Annotated in this window: 10 protein-coding genes and 1 pseudogene; 5 read left to right on the top strand and 6 right to left on the bottom strand. The window is 61.2% G+C overall.

The features are described 5' to 3' along the window. The first annotated feature begins 167 nt into the window (after positions 1 to 167). The 4 genes from LAN70_13645 (at position 168) to LAN70_13630 (ending at position 4,064) form a co-directional block, all read left to right on the top strand. Positions 168 to 1,058 (top strand): universal stress protein, encoded by an 891-nt coding sequence (locus LAN70_13645; GenBank protein MBZ5512194.1) that lies wholly within the window; start codon positions 168 to 170, stop codon positions 1,056 to 1,058. A 69-nt stretch (positions 1,059 to 1,127) separates the two neighbouring features. After that, a complete protein-coding gene (locus tag LAN70_13640; protein MBZ5512193.1) occupies positions 1,128 to 1,349 on the top strand; it encodes a hypothetical protein in 222 nt (73 codons plus the stop codon). Positions 1,350 to 1,437: 88 nt separating this feature from the next. After that, positions 1,438 to 3,279 (top strand): adenylate/guanylate cyclase domain-containing protein, encoded by a 1,842-nt coding sequence (locus LAN70_13635; GenBank protein MBZ5512192.1) that lies wholly within the window; start codon positions 1,438 to 1,440, stop codon positions 3,277 to 3,279. Then, positions 3,276 to 4,064: a DUF928 domain-containing protein gene (locus tag LAN70_13630; protein MBZ5512191.1), complete on the top strand. Its 789-nt coding sequence runs from the start codon at positions 3,276 to 3,278 to the stop codon at positions 4,062 to 4,064. The genes LAN70_13635 and LAN70_13630 overlap by 4 nt, the downstream gene beginning before the upstream one ends. A 23-nt stretch (positions 4,065 to 4,087) precedes the next feature. Here the strand turns inward: LAN70_13630 and LAN70_13625 are convergent, their stop codons facing one another. From LAN70_13625 to LAN70_13600, 6 genes and pseudogenes are all read right to left on the bottom strand, one after another. Next, on the bottom strand, positions 4,088 to 4,759 hold the full coding sequence (locus tag LAN70_13625; protein MBZ5512190.1) for a hypothetical protein: 672 nt from the start codon (positions 4,757 to 4,759) through the stop codon (positions 4,088 to 4,090). Beyond that, complete coding sequence (locus tag LAN70_13620; GenBank protein ID MBZ5512189.1) at positions 4,746 to 5,246, bottom strand: helix-turn-helix domain-containing protein; 501 nt, start codon at positions 5,244 to 5,246, stop codon at positions 4,746 to 4,748. The genes LAN70_13625 and LAN70_13620 overlap by 14 nt, the downstream gene beginning before the upstream one ends. Before the next feature lie 558 nt (positions 5,247 to 5,804). After that, on the bottom strand, positions 5,805 to 9,128 hold the full coding sequence (locus LAN70_13615; protein MBZ5512188.1) for a CHAT domain-containing protein: 3,324 nt from the start codon (positions 9,126 to 9,128) through the stop codon (positions 5,805 to 5,807). 24 nt (positions 9,129 to 9,152) lie between these two features. Beyond that, positions 9,153 to 10,163 carry a dihydroorotate dehydrogenase-like protein gene (locus LAN70_13610; GenBank protein MBZ5512187.1) on the bottom strand — a complete coding sequence of 337 codons (1,011 nt, stop codon included), beginning with the start codon at positions 10,161 to 10,163 and terminating at the stop codon, positions 9,153 to 9,155. Next, positions 10,160 to 13,734, bottom strand: a pseudogene (nifJ, locus tag LAN70_13605) (pyruvate:ferredoxin (flavodoxin) oxidoreductase). Before nifJ ends, LAN70_13610 begins: the two are co-directional and overlap by 4 nt. 145 nt (positions 13,735 to 13,879) lie before the next feature. After that, the gene (locus LAN70_13600; GenBank protein ID MBZ5512186.1) at positions 13,880 to 14,068 is read right to left on the bottom strand and encodes a DUF2934 domain-containing protein; all 189 of its coding nucleotides are present in this window, start codon (positions 14,066 to 14,068) and stop codon (positions 13,880 to 13,882) included. A 372-nt stretch (positions 14,069 to 14,440) separates the two neighbouring features. Here LAN70_13600 and LAN70_13595 point away from each other — a divergent pair. After that, positions 14,441 to 16,232: DNRLRE domain-containing protein (locus LAN70_13595; GenBank protein ID MBZ5512185.1), on the top strand; the 1,792-nt coding region annotated here is incomplete at its 3' end.

Raw genomic sequence — 16,232 nt, 5'->3', positions numbered from 1 at the left:
TCAAAACGAGGTATTCATAGGATGGGCGGCGGCTGTCCCGACGCAGTTCCGAAATAGGACAGAGACGACGCTGCCGTGCGGTTCGTCACCGCGAATGCGCCAAGAAGCGCTTACCATTCCAGGTAGCAGAACGGGTGCCTCTCGCACCATGCCGGAGGAGGTGTCCCATGGCAGTCGTAAGCTCGCCACCCCTCGTATCGCTGCAAAATATCCTGGTCGCAACCGATTTTTCGGCGTGTTCACAGATGGCGCTGCACTGCGCAGCCGTACTGGCGCGGCAGGCCAAGGGAAGCGTATGCCTGGCGCACGTACTCCCATTCGCCCCCATGTCTCCCATCCCCATGGATGCCGCGCCGGTGTTCCCCGTCACGATCGCCAAGGATCCACGGTTTCGAATGAAGGAACTGGTGTCCTCACCGGAAATGGCCGGCATCGCACGCGAAACCCTGCTCGGCCAGGGAGACCTGTGGCTGGTACTGCAGGGCATGATTGAGCAACATGACATCGAATTGGTGGTCATCGGGACGCACGGGCGCGAAGGCCTGAAGAAGCTGGTGCTCGGTTCCGTAGCCGAAGAGGTCTTCCGGCGTGCGCCTTGCCCGGTGGTGACCGTCGGGCCACACGTTGCGCCCGAGTGTTTCGAGCAGGGCCGGCTGCGTCGCATCCTGTTCGCCAGCGATCTTTCGCCGACGTCTATGCACGCGCTGCCCTATGTCACCTTGCTGGCGCAGCAGCAGCAGGCGTCGCTGACGTTTCTTCACGTCCTGGCCAGCGCCGTTCCGGACGCAGACTTCGACGCGACCGCCTGGGTCGAGCGCGAGCGCGAGGAAGCGCGGGAGCAGTTGCGGCAGGTCGTGCCCGCCGGCAGCAAAGCCGACGTCGTTGTTGAGGTCGGCATCCCGGACGAGATCATCGTGCGGGTGGCGCGCGCCCAGAATGCCAGCCTCATCGTCATGGGCCTACGTTCGCAATCCGTGTTCGCGGCCACGCATTTGCCCTGGTCGACAGCGCATCGCGTGGTTTGCGACGCGCATTGCCCGGTGATGACTGTGAGGTAGGACCCGAGAAGGACGCGCACCCTCCGCGTCCCTCCGGTTTAATTCGGATCGTTCTCGGGCTGGTGAAACATGATCGCCGCTCATCGCCATGACTTTCATCGCGCTCCCCTGGGCTGGACCTCGGCCATGAACCTGTTCAGCCTGATGTTCGCACTGCTACTGGCGCTGGCGATTGTCGTGCTGCTGCTGTTGTGTTTCTACCTGATGCAGCGCCAGGCGCCGCCGGCACAGGCTGAGCCGGCACACACCGCGGCGTTGCAAGACCGCACGGTGGAGATAAGGATGTGGTGAGGACCTCCGGAATCAGCTAGTATCCACAACCACCGGGTCTCCCGGTGACCGTTCATTTCCGGCAACGTAGAGCTCAGAGGTCGCCCGGATGCAGGTTCGAACTGCAATCGCTGCGGTGCTGCTGGCATTGTTGGTTTGCCTCCTGGCTCTGGCCCTGGCGCAGACCGCGTTCTGGAAGGGCATCGAACTGCAGGGTTACGACTTCCTGATCGCGATGCGAGGGCCGGCCCCGCCATCCGACAGAGTTGTCATCGTTGATTTCGACGAGCAATCCGTATTGGCCCTGAACGCCTTTCCAGTTCCGCGGCCGCTGTTGGCGGAAGTGATCAGCAGGATCGGCGCCGGGAGTCCCGCCGTGATTGGCCTGGACATCATCCTGGACCGCCCGCGCGATTCCGCCGCCGACCAGCATTTGGCTGCGACCATGGCACAGGCGGGCAACGTCATCCTGGTCAGCGAACGTGGTTTCGGGAGCCTGTCGCGCAATGAGCCGCTGCCCGGATTCGAGTCGGCGGCGGCGGGCGTTGGCTTCGGCGATCTGCCCCAGGATGACGATGGCACAGTCCGGCGGATGCACCTGTTGCTGCGCGAGCCAGGCTACGAGCGGCTTGCCTTTCCAATGGCGGTCGCTTCCTATGCCACGGAACAGTCTCTGCGTCCCGGGGGAAGCGGCTTTCTGCGCTTCGGCACAGCCGATATTCCGCTCGCTACAGAGCACCCCTATTCCGCGCTGGTTGATTTTCATAACTCGCTTCCGGCGGCAGTTGTGCCGGTCAGCCGTCTGCTGGCACCGGGGTTCGATGCGAACATCTTCCGGGGGAAAATCGTGGTGATCGGGCAGAGCAGCGAGATGGGCAAAGACCTGTTCTCCACGCCGGCATTCCGCTTTCGAGCTTCGAGCAATGGTCGCAGCCTCCTCTCGGGGGCGGAAATTCACGCCGCGGCCATCGCCAGCCTGCTCGACGGCCGCTTCCCACGCCGTACGGCAGTCCCGCTGCGATGGACGCTGAATTTCCTGCTCGCGGCCGTGCTGATTCTCCTCGTGATGCGGGTGCGGTGGTGGCTCGGGGTGGCAGCCTTCCTGGCTGCGACGGCTGGGGTTCTTGCCGCCGCAGGATGGCTGTTTTCGCATCAGCAGCTGTGGGTGCCTTTGGTCAGCACGGAGGCATGCCTGGTGTTCGGCCTGCCCATGGCGTTCGGGTATCGCTACCTGGAAGAGCAGCGGCTCAAAGTTCGCAGTGAAGCCGAGCGCCGGCAATTGATGAACCTGTTCGAGAGGTACGTGTCCGCCGATGTGGCGGCTGAAATCTGGAAGCGGCGAGGCGAAATCGTACTGGCCGGCGAGGAGCGGGTGGCGACTGTCCTGTTCTCCGACATTCGTAATTTCACCGCCCTGACGGCCGGGCGGCCCTCCGCCGAGGTGCTGGCGTGGTTAAATCGGTATCTCACCGCCATGACTGAAGTCGTCAAGGCCAATGAAGGCTTTCTCAACAAATTCATTGGCGACGGCATCATGGTCATCTTTGGCGTTCCGTTGAGCCAGGGCGAGAAGGGGGATGCCTGCCGCGCTGTGCAGTGCGCCTTGCAGATGCTGGAGCAAGTGGACGTGCTGAACTCCATCATGGGGACGGAAGAACCCAGGCTGAAGATTGGAATCGGCATTCATACCGGCATACTGACCGCCGGAAATGTCGGTTCGCCGGAACGGCTGGAGTACTCGGTGATTGGAGAGACCGTAAACCTGGCTTCACGCCTGGAGTCACTGACGAAGGAGTTCAAGACGGCAATCGTGATGAGTCCGAGCACATGGGAACGAATCCGCGAGAGCTTTCCCTCGGTGCCCCTCGGCGAAGCAGAGGTGCGAGGGTTCAGTGGCAAATTGATGCTCTACGGGGTGAAGAGCGAGAGAGCTGTCGGAGTGCCATCATGAAATTCTTCAGGCTGCTATTTCTCACCAGTGTGCTGTTGACCGCCAACCTTGCCATCGGACAAGGGCAGCCGCCCTCCCCACCGCCGCCGCCGCCCAAGCCGCCCGAGTCCACCGCCAAAGATGCTCCCAAGCCGCCCCCGCGCAAGCGGCTGGTGGCGGATCTTTCCGGCTTTGAGATGAGCGATCCCAACCGGACCCGCAAGCAGCGCGCAATGCTGGGTGCTACGCGAGGCGGACCATCGCGCCTGCCTCTCCTGCTGGCGCCTGACCTGGCGAAGTTCTATGGCAGCTCGCCGCTGTTTGCCTGGCTGTATCCGGGCCGCACCGAGGGCTTCGAACTCGTGCTGCGGGACGACGACGACAATGAGATCCTGCGCCAACAAGTGAGCACAGCGGAGTTCCGCCTGAAGGATGCTCGCTTGCAGCCAGGAAAAACTTACTACTGGAGCGTGCGGTCTTTTCCGCCATTGGTGGAGTCCAGATTCTCGCAAGCAGCCGGTTTCGTGGTTGTTCCCGACTCCGAACGGCAGCAGATTGAAAAGGAGCTGGCGGCCATCGCGCAAGCGGACAGCTACCCGGCAGGAACAGCACGCGCCCGCGTATTGGTGAACCACCGTCTCTGGTACGACGCGATCGGCGCGTACAGCGATCTGATCAAGCAGTTCCCTGACCGAGCCGAACTGTACGAGGAACGGGGGACGGTCTACGCCCAGATTGAGGTGACCAAGGCACAGGCAGACGCGGATTTTGCCCGCGCCGATGAACTGCAGGCGAAGAAACGGTAGTGGGACAAATCCGTGTTGCTGCGTTAATTCGGCTTCTTGAGGATTTCTTCAAGCTCGCCAATCAGCCTTATGTGGTCGTCTGTGTGTAGCGGGGCTTTTGCGTAGTAGCGATTCTCTCCAAATGGAGCACCAACCTTGCGTTCAAGAGTGAACGGCGCAATCTTGAACGCTAAGTTTGATGCGTCGGCCCAAAAGCTTAGACCGCCTACTTCAAACGGCGGTGCGCCTTGCGGATCAGCACTCTTCGTCAACTTAGCTGCAAACTCACTCAGCCGCGCATTCAAACTGCTCAGAGGCTGATCGAGGCGAATCGTAATCTCACTCAGATGTGACTTGAGTCGCACCATGTCGGGCTTGAACGTGAGACCAAATTCTGCTGCGGCTGATTTCAGTACATCTTCAATGAACGCATCGGTATCCCGCGTTGATGACCATGTATTCGCGACTATTCCATCCGTATAAATCGTCAATTCAACATCGACAAAAATCTCTTCCCTTGCTTGGAATCTTCCCCGTTTGAACGCTAATCCTTTCGTGTCGTCAAAATCGGTGGGTGACGACGGGGCTTTCTCGAAGTTGTAAGAATCTTTGAGCCAGTCAATCAACTCGTCCATTACGCTCTTTCCGCGCGGATTCAAATCGTTGATGTCAAATAACCACGTGGAACGTGCGCTTAGAACATTAAGCAGTTGCATCTCTGTCCCTCCTGCGGGTTCCCTCTTCGCCTCTGGCAAGAGCTCCCTCTTTGATTCGAGGCGGTATCACTGCGCCGAGTTCACGACTCAGGCCACTAGGCTCTTGCCTAGGCGCTGATCCAAGAGCCATTGACTTATTTTCAGCCTCGAAGTTCGCGACCTTAACAGATTCTTCCGACAGTTCTATAAACCACTTGCCAAGTTCGCTGAAAGGAACAAATTTGCCGATGAACGCTACATCGAAACCAGCAGCGATACGGATAAGCGTATTCAGAGTTAGATTGCCGTAATTCGGATTCTGGGCACGCGAAATAACACCCTGCGTCAGTTTTGATTGCTGAGCGAGTTGCTCTTGGGAGAGTTTATGTTGCTTTAGCAATGCACGAATCTGAAAAGGGATTCCACGCTTCACCTGTGCAGCGACGAATTCCTCGCGATATTCCTTGTCATCCGCGAACTTGTGCCAGAGGTCGTTAAAGGTAGTCATTGACTTCTCCCATTCCTAATTCGAACTCCCGCTTGAATCTGAATGCCAACTTGAATGCGTTAGGTGGCAGCCACATTCGACCGCTCTTTTCATAGCCGACCAGAAAAACAAATTCACGTTCTCTCGGTCGCCATACTCCCAATGGCCTAAACCTGCGCTTCACTTGGCCGCTCGGACTTCCTGGTTTAGGGAATTCAACGTTGAATCTGACTTCCGCGAGGCCCAAGTGTTCGCCTTCGAGTTCCTTGAATTCCCTCGTTCCAATCCAAACATCCGTTCCTTTCAGGATGCCAACGGTGAATTCAAACGCGGCGCGGACTTTGGGATGTTGCGCGTTGTACCAATCGCGGATCGGGCATCCTGCACCCTTTGGGTGGTACGCAATAAACCGCCACGGCGACATGGTATCCAGGAGCCTTTCACAATGTAATATTACATTCTATCCTTGGAATCGTCAATGCAATATTGCATTATTTGACTATATTGCTGAATATAAAAGGTCAACCAACCACCCAAGCACCGAGGAGACCTGCAAACCGAAGAAACCTGGAAAGTGATTTACTTCCACTCACCTTGCAGAACGAAGGCAGCCCAGAGAAACGGAGCGCGCCACTTTTCCTGCTTCCACATTTCGATCTGCGCCGCGCGTAATGCTGCCGCCGGGCGCAAGTGGCGGCTCCCCAGCATGCCCTGGTAGAAACGCTCCATTTCTTCCGCGGTCGCCTGATCATTCACGCTCCACAAGCTCACCACCACGCGGGGTGCTCCAGCGTACATGAAGCCGCGCGCCAGGCCGATAAAGCCTTCGCCCCGCACTTCCTTGCCCAGGGCGGTCCGGCAGGCGCTGAGCACCACCAGGTCGGCATTGAGCTTCAGATTGAAGAGATCGTTCAAGCGGAGAAACCCGTCCTGGGGAGCGCCCTTATCGTCGAACAACGACAACACAATGCCCGACAATTCCGGATGCGCGTCGTTCACCACTCCGTGAGTGGCGAAGTGGACGATCTGGTACTGACTGAGATCCTTGGAGATTGCGGTTGACCGGTTGGCGGCGAAGTCGAGCGCGGCAAATCGCGATTGGGGCGGGGCCAGGCGAAGAATGGTTTCTGCTTCCTGGCGAGTGAAGGGGAGCCGCTCCAGTCCGAGAAGGCTCACGGTGTCGGGGATTTGTCCGGTGGGGGTAGCCGGGGGGACTTGATCTTGCGGGACAGACTGCACAAAGCCGCGCGTCCCGCTACTTGCGGGCGCGACGCTTCCGGGGACGCGACCGTCCTCGCGTTCAAAAACAGGATCGGCAAACACGGCAAGATTTCTGGGGGCTGAGTGCCGGCCGGCCACATCTCGCCGAAGCAAAGCCAGCGTCGAGGCCGAGGGCACGCTGACAATCTCATGGCGCACGATCAGCGGCTCGTAAGGCTCGGTGGCGCCAGCGTCCCGACTGGGCGAGGGCAGCGCCGCAAAGGGCACAATCTGCAAAGCGCCGTCGCCCGCAATCAGCAGGCGCTTGCTTCCCAGCTCATCTTGCACGGGTCCTAGAAGGATCTTGCTCAACGCCCAGGCAGTCCTCTGGTAGTCGTCGGGCGCGGAAGGCCGCCGGCCGATGATGGTTCGATATAAACGCACCGCCAAGGTTTCGATCTCACCGCGTCCCGCCAGCTCAAAGCTGGTCAGCCCCGAGGTGGTGACTGCCCACAGGTAGCTGCGCTGCTGGCCCATGGCATATTCCAGGAGCACAGTATCGGGATCCAGGACCTGTTTCTGGATGGCAGAAACGCCCAGCGGCTGAGGCTGGGTGAGGGCTGCATAATGAGGGCTGCCGGCGCGGATTTGCGCTTCCACCTGCTGATACTCGGTACGCAGCGCTTCCAGTTCCTTCTGAAGTTCACGCGCCGGTTCGCCGCCGTCTCCGCTTGCCAGCAGGCGAATTTCCGCGGTCTGCTTCTCTTCCAAGAGCTGCCGGAGATGAATCTCGCGCTGCAACAACTCGGGATTCACACCCTGGCGCAGATCGACCTTGGCTTCGCTGAGCAGATCGAGCAAACCGCGCGCCTTGGCGCGTTCATGTGCTTCCAGCGCCTGGGCGTTGTAACCCTTGTCGGGGTTCAGACGGTGCTGCTGCATCAGCAGGTCGACATAAAACTCGTAGGCGTGCTGTGCGGTGGCGAGATAGGTGGTGCGCAGTTCACGGCTGGCGATGTTGGCCCGCCGTAACTCGATGATTGCCAGGGACGCTTCGACATGAGTGCGAGCGGAGGTGAGATCGCCCACGGCCTGTTCGGATTTGGCGGTCCAGAAGAGAGCTTGGGATTCTCCAAGCTGGTCGTGCACCGCCTGGTAAAGAGCCACGGCTTGCCGGTAGTAGCCGAGCGCGGTTTCGGGCTGCGACAGTGCAGCGTACGCGAAGCCGACAGCGTTCAGCGCCTGGGCTTTGGAGCGGCGATCCCCCACCGCCTGCCGTATTTCCAGGGCTTGCTGATAGAAGGTGAGTGCCTGCTTGGGCTGCCCCTGCACGTCGTATGCTCCGGCCAGCGCGTAGAGCGCACGAGCCTCTCCCAGGCGATCGCCTCGGGCACGGTGGAGCGGAACTTCGCGAGCAAAACAGTCGAGAGCCTTCTCGTTCTGGTCGAGCGATTGATACGAAACGCCGAGGTGATAGAGCGCCTCGGGCTCGAGTTGTCCGCTGTCGGCGGACGGCATCAGCTTGAAAGCTTGATCGGCGTAGCTCAATCCCCTGCTGTCGTCCCCCAAGGCAACGTACACGCTGCTGATTCCAGCCAAGGCGGCAGCTTCCAGTCCGGGTTCGTGTAGCGCCCGCGCCAGTTGCAGCGCCTGCCGATCGAACTCCAGAGATTTCTCCAGTTCTCCTGCTTCGTACTGAACGATGCCGATCCGAAGCAGCACCGTGGCCTCCATGAGCCGGTCCGCGAGCGAGCGAAACAGGTTCAAAGCGGCGGTGAGGTCGGCGAAGGATTGCTTCATCTCACCCCGTTCTTCGTAGAGCAGGCCGCGGCCGACCAGAGCCATCGCTTCCTTGGGCTGGTCACTGATGGCATGAAGAGCGGGAATTGCCTGATCGTAATAGGCGCCGGCGCGCGCATCGTCCCCCACAGCCGCGTACGCGTCCGCCAGGTTGTAGAGCGTGCGCGCCTCCCAAGGACGATCGCCCAGGTTCCGGTACAGCGGGAGCGCCTGAAGGTAGTAAGGGATTGCGGCCTGCTTCTGATTCAGCAGGTCGTTCAAGATGCCCAGCATGTAGAGAGTCGAGGCCTGGTTTCTCCGGTCGCCAATGGCACGCCAAAGCGGAAGCGCCTGGCCGAAGTAGTCCAACGCTTGCTGCTTCTCATCGGTTGCGAACGAGACCCGGCCGAGTCCCATGAGCACCGAAACTTCACCCTGGCTGTTCTTCAACTCGCGGCAAAGCGGCAGCGCCTGCAGATACGTATCCTGTGCCGACTTGAACTCGTGGTTTGATTCGTAAGCACTGCCAAGGATGACCTGGACAGCGGCTTCATCGGCGCGATTCCCAAGGCGCCGAACCAGAACCAGTGCCTTGCGCAGGTAATCTGCTGCGCTCGCCTTATCTCCCAAGGTAAGACTGGCGGCGCCGAGGCCGGCAAGCAACTCCGCCTGTTTGCCGGCGTCCCCTAGGTGCTCGTACAAAGCGAGCGCTTCCTGGGCTTTCACGATGGCCTGGCGTATGGAGTCCGGCGTTCTCTGCGCGAACAACTGCATCGCCTGGGCGTAGGCCTGGTCGGCGGCGGTGCGGGTGTCCGGTTGCGACTCCTGAGTCGAGGCTGTACTGGTTGAAAGGGTTAGCGAGGTTGCCGCGGCAGGCAGGATCGCACCCAGCAAGGCAAGCAACGCGAGGCGGAAGATCATCATCGCCCCATCCCTCTCGGGCACAACTCAGTGAGCCACCTTCTTCATGGCGTAAGAGCTCAAGACGCGCATGTAATTGGCGCGTTCGAAAGCCGCGGGATCGGCAATCGACTTGCGCGCCATGCTGCCTTGCATCTGGCGGATGGATTCGTATTCGTGCTCTTCCATCCAGCGGCTGAGGTCATGCAAGACATGGCGGATGTGGCCAACGCCGTTCTCCAGCAGCGCCGAGGTCATCATCGCCACCCGCGCGCCCACCATCATGCTCTTCAGCACGTCTTCGGCGGTATGCACGCCCCCGGTGATGGCCAGGTCGGGGCGCACATGGCCGAACAGGATGGCCACCCAGTTGAGCCGCAGCAGCAATTCGTAAGAATGGCTTAGCTCCAGGCGGGGCGCCACCTCGAGCTGCTCCAGATCGATGTCCGGCTGATAAAAGCGGTTGAACAGCACCAGGCCATCCGCTCCGGCCAAGTCCAGGCGGCGCATCATGTGCGGAATGGAGCTGAAGAAATGCCCCAGCTTGACGGCCAGCGGCACCCGCACCGCCGCCTTCACCTGGCTTACCACGTCGTAGTACATCTGCTCCACTTCCGGACCGGACAGTTCGGGATTGGCGGCCACATAGTAGGTGTTCAGCTCGATGGCGTCGGCGCCGGCTTCTTCCATCATCTTGGCGTAGCGCGTCCACCCGCCAATCGAGCTGCCGTTCAGGCTGGCGATGACGGGAATGTGGACCGCCTTCTTCACCCGCGCCAGGTGTTCCAGGTAGGCTTCGGGTCCGTGGTTGTAGTTCTCCAAGTCGGGAAGGTAGTGCAGAGACTCGGCGAAGCTCTCGGTGCCCTGTTCCAGAAAGCGGTTCAGCTCTTCGCTTTCGATTTCGATCTGCTCCTCGAACAGCGAGTGCATCACGACGGCAGCCGCGCCGGCTTCTTCCATCTCGCGCACGGCCTCGACTTCCCGCTGCAGCGGCCCGGCCGACACGACGATCGGGTTCTTCAAGTGCAACCCCAGATAGCTGGTAGAAAGATCGGTCATTGCTTGCCTCCTTTGGTCGCCAGGACGGCCGCCGTCAGGTCTCCGCCGGCGGGAAGCGAAGCCAGCTTCTCGTAAAGATCCCAGCGGCTGCGCACGTCTTCCTCGGCCTCGTGCAGCAGCTTCTTGGCGGCTTCGGCATCGGCATGGTTGAGGATGCTGAACCGGGTCTCGTTCAACATATAGGTCTGCAAGGGCACGCTGGGCGGGCGGGAATCGAGTTGCAGCGGATTCTTGCCCTGCTTCACCAGTTCGGGGTTGTAGCGGAACAGCGGCCAGTAGCCGGACTGCACCGCCAGCTTCTGCTGATCCATGCCGTACATCAGGTCGTAGCCGTGGGCCACACAATGGCTGAAGGCGACGATCAGGGACGGGCCGGCGTAAGCGTCGGCCTCTTCGAACGCCTTCAGGGTTTGCATGTCGCTGCCGCCCATCGCGACCCGGGCAACATACACGTTGCCGTAGTTGACGGCCATCAGCGCCAAATCCTTCTTGGCGGTTTCCTTGCCGCCGTAGGCGAAGCGCGCCACCGCCCCGCGTGGCGTGGCCTTGGATCGCTGGCCGCCGGTGTTGGAGTAGACCTCGGTGTCCAGCACCAGCACGTTGACGTTCTGTCCGGAAGCGAGCACGTGGTCCAGCCCGCCATAGCCGATGTCATACGCCCAGCCGTCGCCACCGACGATCCACAAGGTCTTGCGCACCAGGGCATCGGCGACGGCGAACAGATCGCGGGCCTCGAGGCTGTCCAAGCCCTTCAGCTTTTCGTTGAGCCGGCGCACGTGCTCGCGTTGCCGCTCGATGCCGGCGTGGGCCGACTGGTCGGTGGTCAGCAGGGCGGCTGCCAGTTCACCGCCGATCTTGGCTTCCAGCCGCTGCACCAGGCTGCGCGCGGCCGCAGGCCGAGGCCAAATTCGGCGTTGTCCTCGAATAGCGAATTCGACCACACAGGTCCGCGGCCCTGGGCGTTCACCGTATAGGGTGTGGTGGGCAGATTGCCGCCGTAGATGGAGGAGCAGCCGGTGGCGTTGGCGACCACAACGTGATCGCCGAAGAGCTGCGTCATCAGCTTGATGTAAGGCGTCTCGCCGCAACCGGCGCAGGCTCCGGAAAATTCGAACAGCGGCTGGAGCAACTGCACGTCTTTCACCTGGCCGGTCTTCAGTTGCTCGCGGTTGGCTTCGGGCAGCGAGAGGAAGAAGTTCCAGTTTTCGCGCTCGGGTACGCGCAACGGCGCCTGCGGCGCCATGTTGATGGCTTTGTGCTTGACTTCGGTCTTGCTCTTGGCCGGGCATATCTGCACGCACAGAGTGCAGCCGGTACAGTCCTCCGGCGCCACCTGCAGGGTGTAGCGCAGGCTCTCGAACTCCTTCCATTTGGGCTTGGCGTACTGGAACCCGGAAGGCGCCCTGGCCAGCAGTTCGGGTTCGTAAATCTTGGCGCGGATCACCGAGTGCGGGCACACCATCACGCATTTTCCGCACTGGATACACAGTTGCTCGTCCCAGATCGGGATCTCGAGGGCGATGTTGCGCTTCTCCCACTGCGCGGTGCCGGTGGGGAAGGTGCCGTCCACGGGCAGCGCGCTGACCGGCAGCAGGTCGCCTTCGCCGGCGATGATGCGCGCCGTGACCTTCTGCACGAAATCCGGCGCCAACGACGAAACCGGCGGTTCCAGGCGCAACTTGCTGGTCGCCTGTGCCGGAAGCTTGACTTCGTGCAGGTGCTCCAGGGCGGCATCCACGGCGGCGAAGTTCTTCTGCACCACCGCGTCGCCGCGCTTCTTGTAAGTCTTCTCGATGGCCTTCTTGATGGCGGCGATGGCGTCTTCGCGCGGCAGCACTCCGCTGATGGCGAAGAAGCAGGTCTGCATGATGGTGTTGATGCGGCGCCCCATGCCGGCTTCTTCCGCCACCGGGTCGGCGTTGATGACGAACAGCCGCACCTTTTTTTCGAGCAGATCCTGCTGCATGGTGACCGGCAGGTGGTCCCAGACTTCTTCCGGCCCGTAGGGGCTGTTGAGCAGGAAGGTGGCGCCGGGCTGCGCCAGCTTGAGCACGTCGAAGCGCTCCACGAACGCGAACTGGTGGCAGGCGACGAAACTCGCCTGGGTAATGAGATAGGTGGAGCGGATGGGCCGCGGCCCGAAGCGCAGGTGCGACACGGTGAGTGCGCCCGCTTTCTTCGAGTCATAGACGAAGTAGCCCTGGGCGTAGAAGTCGGTGTCCTCGCCGATGATCTTGATGGAGTTCTTGTTGGCGCCGACGGTGCCGTCCGATCCCAGGCCGTAGAAGACGGCACGCACGGTGTCAGGGCTCTCGGTGGAGAACTCGCGGTCGTACTCCAGGCTGGTGTGGGTGACGTCATCGATGATTCCGACGGTGAAGTGGTTCTTGGGCTGCGGTTTCTTCAGTTCGTCGAACACCGCCTTTACCATCGGGGGATTGAATTCCTTGGAAGACAGCCCGTAGCGTCCGCCAATCACACGCGGCATGGACTTGAACGGGCCCTTGCCCGAAGCCAGCGCCTCACTCAATACCGTGACCACGTCCATGTAGAGAGGCTCGCCGGTGGCGCCAGGCTCCTTGGTGCGGTCGAGGACCGCGAGCGACTTGGCGCTGGCGGGCAGCGCGGCCAGGAAATGCTCCTCCGAGAATGGCCGGTAGAGGCGGACTTTGAGCAGCCCGACCTTTTCGCCGTGCGCGTTCAGGTATTGCACCGTTTCCTCGGCGGCTTCGGCGCCGGAGCCCATCATGATGATGACGCGCTCGGCATCGGGCGCGCCGACATAGTCGAACAGGTTGTAGCGGCGGCCCACCAGCTTGGCGAACTTGTCCATCGTCTGCTGCACGATGGCGGGGCAGGCCAGGTAGTAAGGATTGCCGGCTTCCCGTGCCTGAAAGAAGACGTCGGGATTCTGGGCGCTGCCGCGCAGCACCGGACGGTCGGGAGAAAGCGAGCGCCGACGATGCGCGTGGACCAGTTCCTCGTCGATCATGGCGCGCATGTCGTCGCCGGACAATTGCTCGATCTTCGCGACTTCGTGCGAGGTGCGAAAGCCGTCGAAGAAGTGCAGGAAGGGGATGCGCGCCGCGAGCGTGGCGGCGTGCGCGATCAGCGCGTGGTCCATCGCCTCCTGCACCGAGTTGGAAGCCAGCATCGCGAACCCGGTCTGCCGGCAGGCCATGACGTCACTGTGATCGCCGAAGATGGAAAGCGCGTGCGTGGCCACGGTGCGGGCGGCCACGTGAATGACCGCCGGCGTGAGCTCGCCCGCGATCTTGTACAGGTTGGGGATCATCAGCAGCAGGCCCTGCGAAGCGGTGAAGGTGGTCCCCAGCGCGCCCGCCTGGATGGCGCCGTGCAGCGATCCGGCGGCGCCGGCTTCACTCTGCAGCTCCACCACCGTGGGCACCACGCCCCAGATGTTGGCCTGACCTTTGGCCGCCCACTCGTCGGCGAATTCTCCCATGTTGGACGCCGGGGTGATCGGATAGATCGCAATTACCTCGCTGGTTTGGTAAGCGGAATGCGCTGCAGCTTCGTTGCCGTCGATTGTGACCATCGGCCTTTTCATGAGTGCTGGTCTCCCTGAATGATTCGTCATGCGGAGTCTGCCTTGGACTCCAGTCTTGCCGGCGGGACTGAAAAAGAAAGAGCCGTTATAAAGCGAGCCCGCGGAGCTTTTGACCGGACTTTCCAGGGCGGAGATTCTGGGTTGATTAAGCGGCGCTGGCTCCTTCTTGCCTGCCGAGGATCTCCGCTTCGGCCTGCAGCCAGTCGTCGAGTTCGTGGCCGACTTCGCAGCCACGGGATTCATAGAGTGCATAGGCGCGGAGTCGGATTTGTTTTTCCAATTGAGTGGGATCGGGAATCGTGCTGGTTCGTGCGGAGCGCTTCGTGGTCCTCATGGTCGCCCCCGATGAATTTGTAATTCGAATGCGAGTATATGCCGAGTAGGAATGAGGTTCAAAGGCCCTAAAATTCGTGCAATTTTGGGACAAAATTCCCAGGGGCCGCTGTTCAAGAAAGCTCACACGGAAAAATCACATGCCGACGAAGGTTTCTTCTTGACTTGTTTCCCAAGAGATTGACAATTCCTACCCATAACTTCTCCGATGAGCGGTCAAACGTAGTGCCTACGCTCTGAGGCGCGGCCCCTTTCCAAGCCAACTGGGCCCCTTAACTTTCATCGAGCACCGACGCCGGGCGATCTTCGAGCGCAACGAGCTTCTAGGTCTTCAACTCGGTTGCTGGCGACTCGTTCGTCGGAGAGGAGAGGTATGAGTATCAACGTACCTCGTGGGCGGTACCTGCTTGCAGTTCTCCTCGCGCTGGCAATGTTGGCTATGGTTCCAGCCATGGGCTTGGCCCAGGCGCCTGTCAGCGACGACACCTACGTGACGCAGACCAGTATTAACAGCAATTACGGCACGGTGAAGTCGCTCGCCGTGCAAGCAGGTACGCAGCCAACGTACACCTACATGACGTTCAGCACAGCTCAGGTGCCCAATGGCTCGAGCCTGACCAAGGCGACATTGAGGTTGTTTGTCACCGCGGTCGCGACCGCCGGCGCGTTCGACATTCGCCTGGCGAATGGCCCGTGGTCGGAAGGGGCACTCACGTGGGCGAACCAGCCGGGTGGAGGTCCGGGCTCGATTCTGCTCGCCGGCAGTTGTCCTAGCCCGATTCCTAAAACCGCCGACCCGACACATCCGTTGTGCATTACCAAGGGCCAGGTGAACGACTACATCATCATTGATATTAGTTCGCAGGTGCAGGCGTGGGTGACGAACCCGGCTTCCAACTACGGCATCGTTCTGGTGCCTACGCCGGGCTACTCGACTTCGATCACGTTCGACAGCAAAGAGACCACCACGACCAGCCACGATCCTTCATTGAATGTTGTGGTCGCCGGCGCTCCCGGTCCAGCCGCGACGGTCACGATCGGCAGCACGGCCACGGGAGCGGCGGGCACGCAAGCGAGCGTCACCAACTCCGGAACGCCTTCGGCAGCGATGCTTAGTTTCACCATTCCGCAGGGCGCGACGGGGCCACAAGGTTCCGCGGGGGCGGCGGCAACCGTGACGGTCGGCTCAACCATCACGGGCGCGGCCGGCACGGCGGCGAGCGTGAGCAACGCGGGTACGACGTCGGCAGCCATCTTGAATTTCACCATTCCTCAGGGCGCGACAGGAGCAATTGGTCCGAACGGGCCACCGGGTGCCCAGGGTGCGCAAGGCCCCGCAGGTCCTCAAGGTCCTACCGGCGCGGGCGCAACTGCCAAGGGAGCATTTGTCGCTGACACAAGCTATGCGCCGAACGATGTCGTGAACTATGGCGCCGCCAGCTACATCGCGTTGTTGCCCAACAATGCGACGTCGCCTCCAGACCATGACATCACGAACTGGGCGGTGTTTGCGGCATCAGGCCCAAAGGGAGATAAGGGCGATACCGGTACCGCCGGGCCGCAAGGAGTGCCGGGACCACAGGGTGTGCCAGGTCAGCAGGGCCCGGTTGGTCCGCCCGGAGCGCAAGGGCCGCAAGGTCAGCCAGGCGCAACGGGTGCAACCGGGCAGGGCTACACCTGGAAAGGCTCGTGGTCGTCGTCGACGGCATACGTGGCCTACGACTGCGTATTTAATAGCGGTTCCCTGTACGTGGCGCTCGCCGCGAATACCAACGTGCCTCCGGGGACCGATGCTACCAAGTGGGACCTGATGGCGCAGGCGCCGCTGGGCAACTTTGTTGACCTGGGATCCACCCAGACGATCAGTGGCACGAAGACGTTCAGCAGCACCATTACCGGCAACATCAGCGGCAGCGCGGGAACGATCAGCGGCACCATCACCAAATCGCAGGTTTCGGATTTTCCGGCGCTGGCGACGGTAGCCACCACCGGCAGCTATGGTGACCTGCTGAACCGTCCAGCGCTAGCTGCCAACATCGCGGCATCGTCGCACAAGTTCCTGGTATCGTACAACGCGACCGCAGGGACGTTCACGGCGGCGCAGCCGGCACTCGGCGATCTGAGCGATGCATCCTCAGTGATGACCACCTCCACCGCGGTGCAGG

Source organism: Terriglobia bacterium, from assembly GCA_020072845.1.
GTDB lineage: Bacteria > Acidobacteriota > Terriglobia > Terriglobales > Acidobacteriaceae > JAIQGF01.
This window is presented reverse-complemented; position numbering and strand designations above follow the sequence as displayed.

Coding starts and splice junctions, on each gene's coding strand:
- LAN70_13630 (MBZ5512191.1), top strand. CDS start 3,276: ATGAAATTCTTCAGGCTGCTATTTCTCACCAGTGTGCTGTTGACCGCC.
- LAN70_13600 (MBZ5512186.1), bottom strand. CDS start 14,068: ATGAGGACCACGAAGCGCTCCGCACGAACCAGCACGATTCCCGATCCC.
- LAN70_13635 (MBZ5512192.1), top strand. CDS start 1,438: ATGCAGGTTCGAACTGCAATCGCTGCGGTGCTGCTGGCATTGTTGGTT.
- LAN70_13625 (MBZ5512190.1), bottom strand. CDS start 4,759: ATGCAACTGCTTAATGTTCTAAGCGCACGTTCCACGTGGTTATTTGAC.
- LAN70_13610 (MBZ5512187.1), bottom strand. CDS start 10,163: ATGACCGATCTTTCTACCAGCTATCTGGGGTTGCACTTGAAGAACCCG.
- LAN70_13640 (MBZ5512193.1), top strand. CDS start 1,128: ATGATCGCCGCTCATCGCCATGACTTTCATCGCGCTCCCCTGGGCTGG.
- LAN70_13645 (MBZ5512194.1), top strand. CDS start 168: ATGGCAGTCGTAAGCTCGCCACCCCTCGTATCGCTGCAAAATATCCTG.
- LAN70_13620 (MBZ5512189.1), bottom strand. CDS start 5,246: ATGACTACCTTTAACGACCTCTGGCACAAGTTCGCGGATGACAAGGAA.
- LAN70_13615 (MBZ5512188.1), bottom strand. CDS start 9,128: ATGATGATCTTCCGCCTCGCGTTGCTTGCCTTGCTGGGTGCGATCCTG.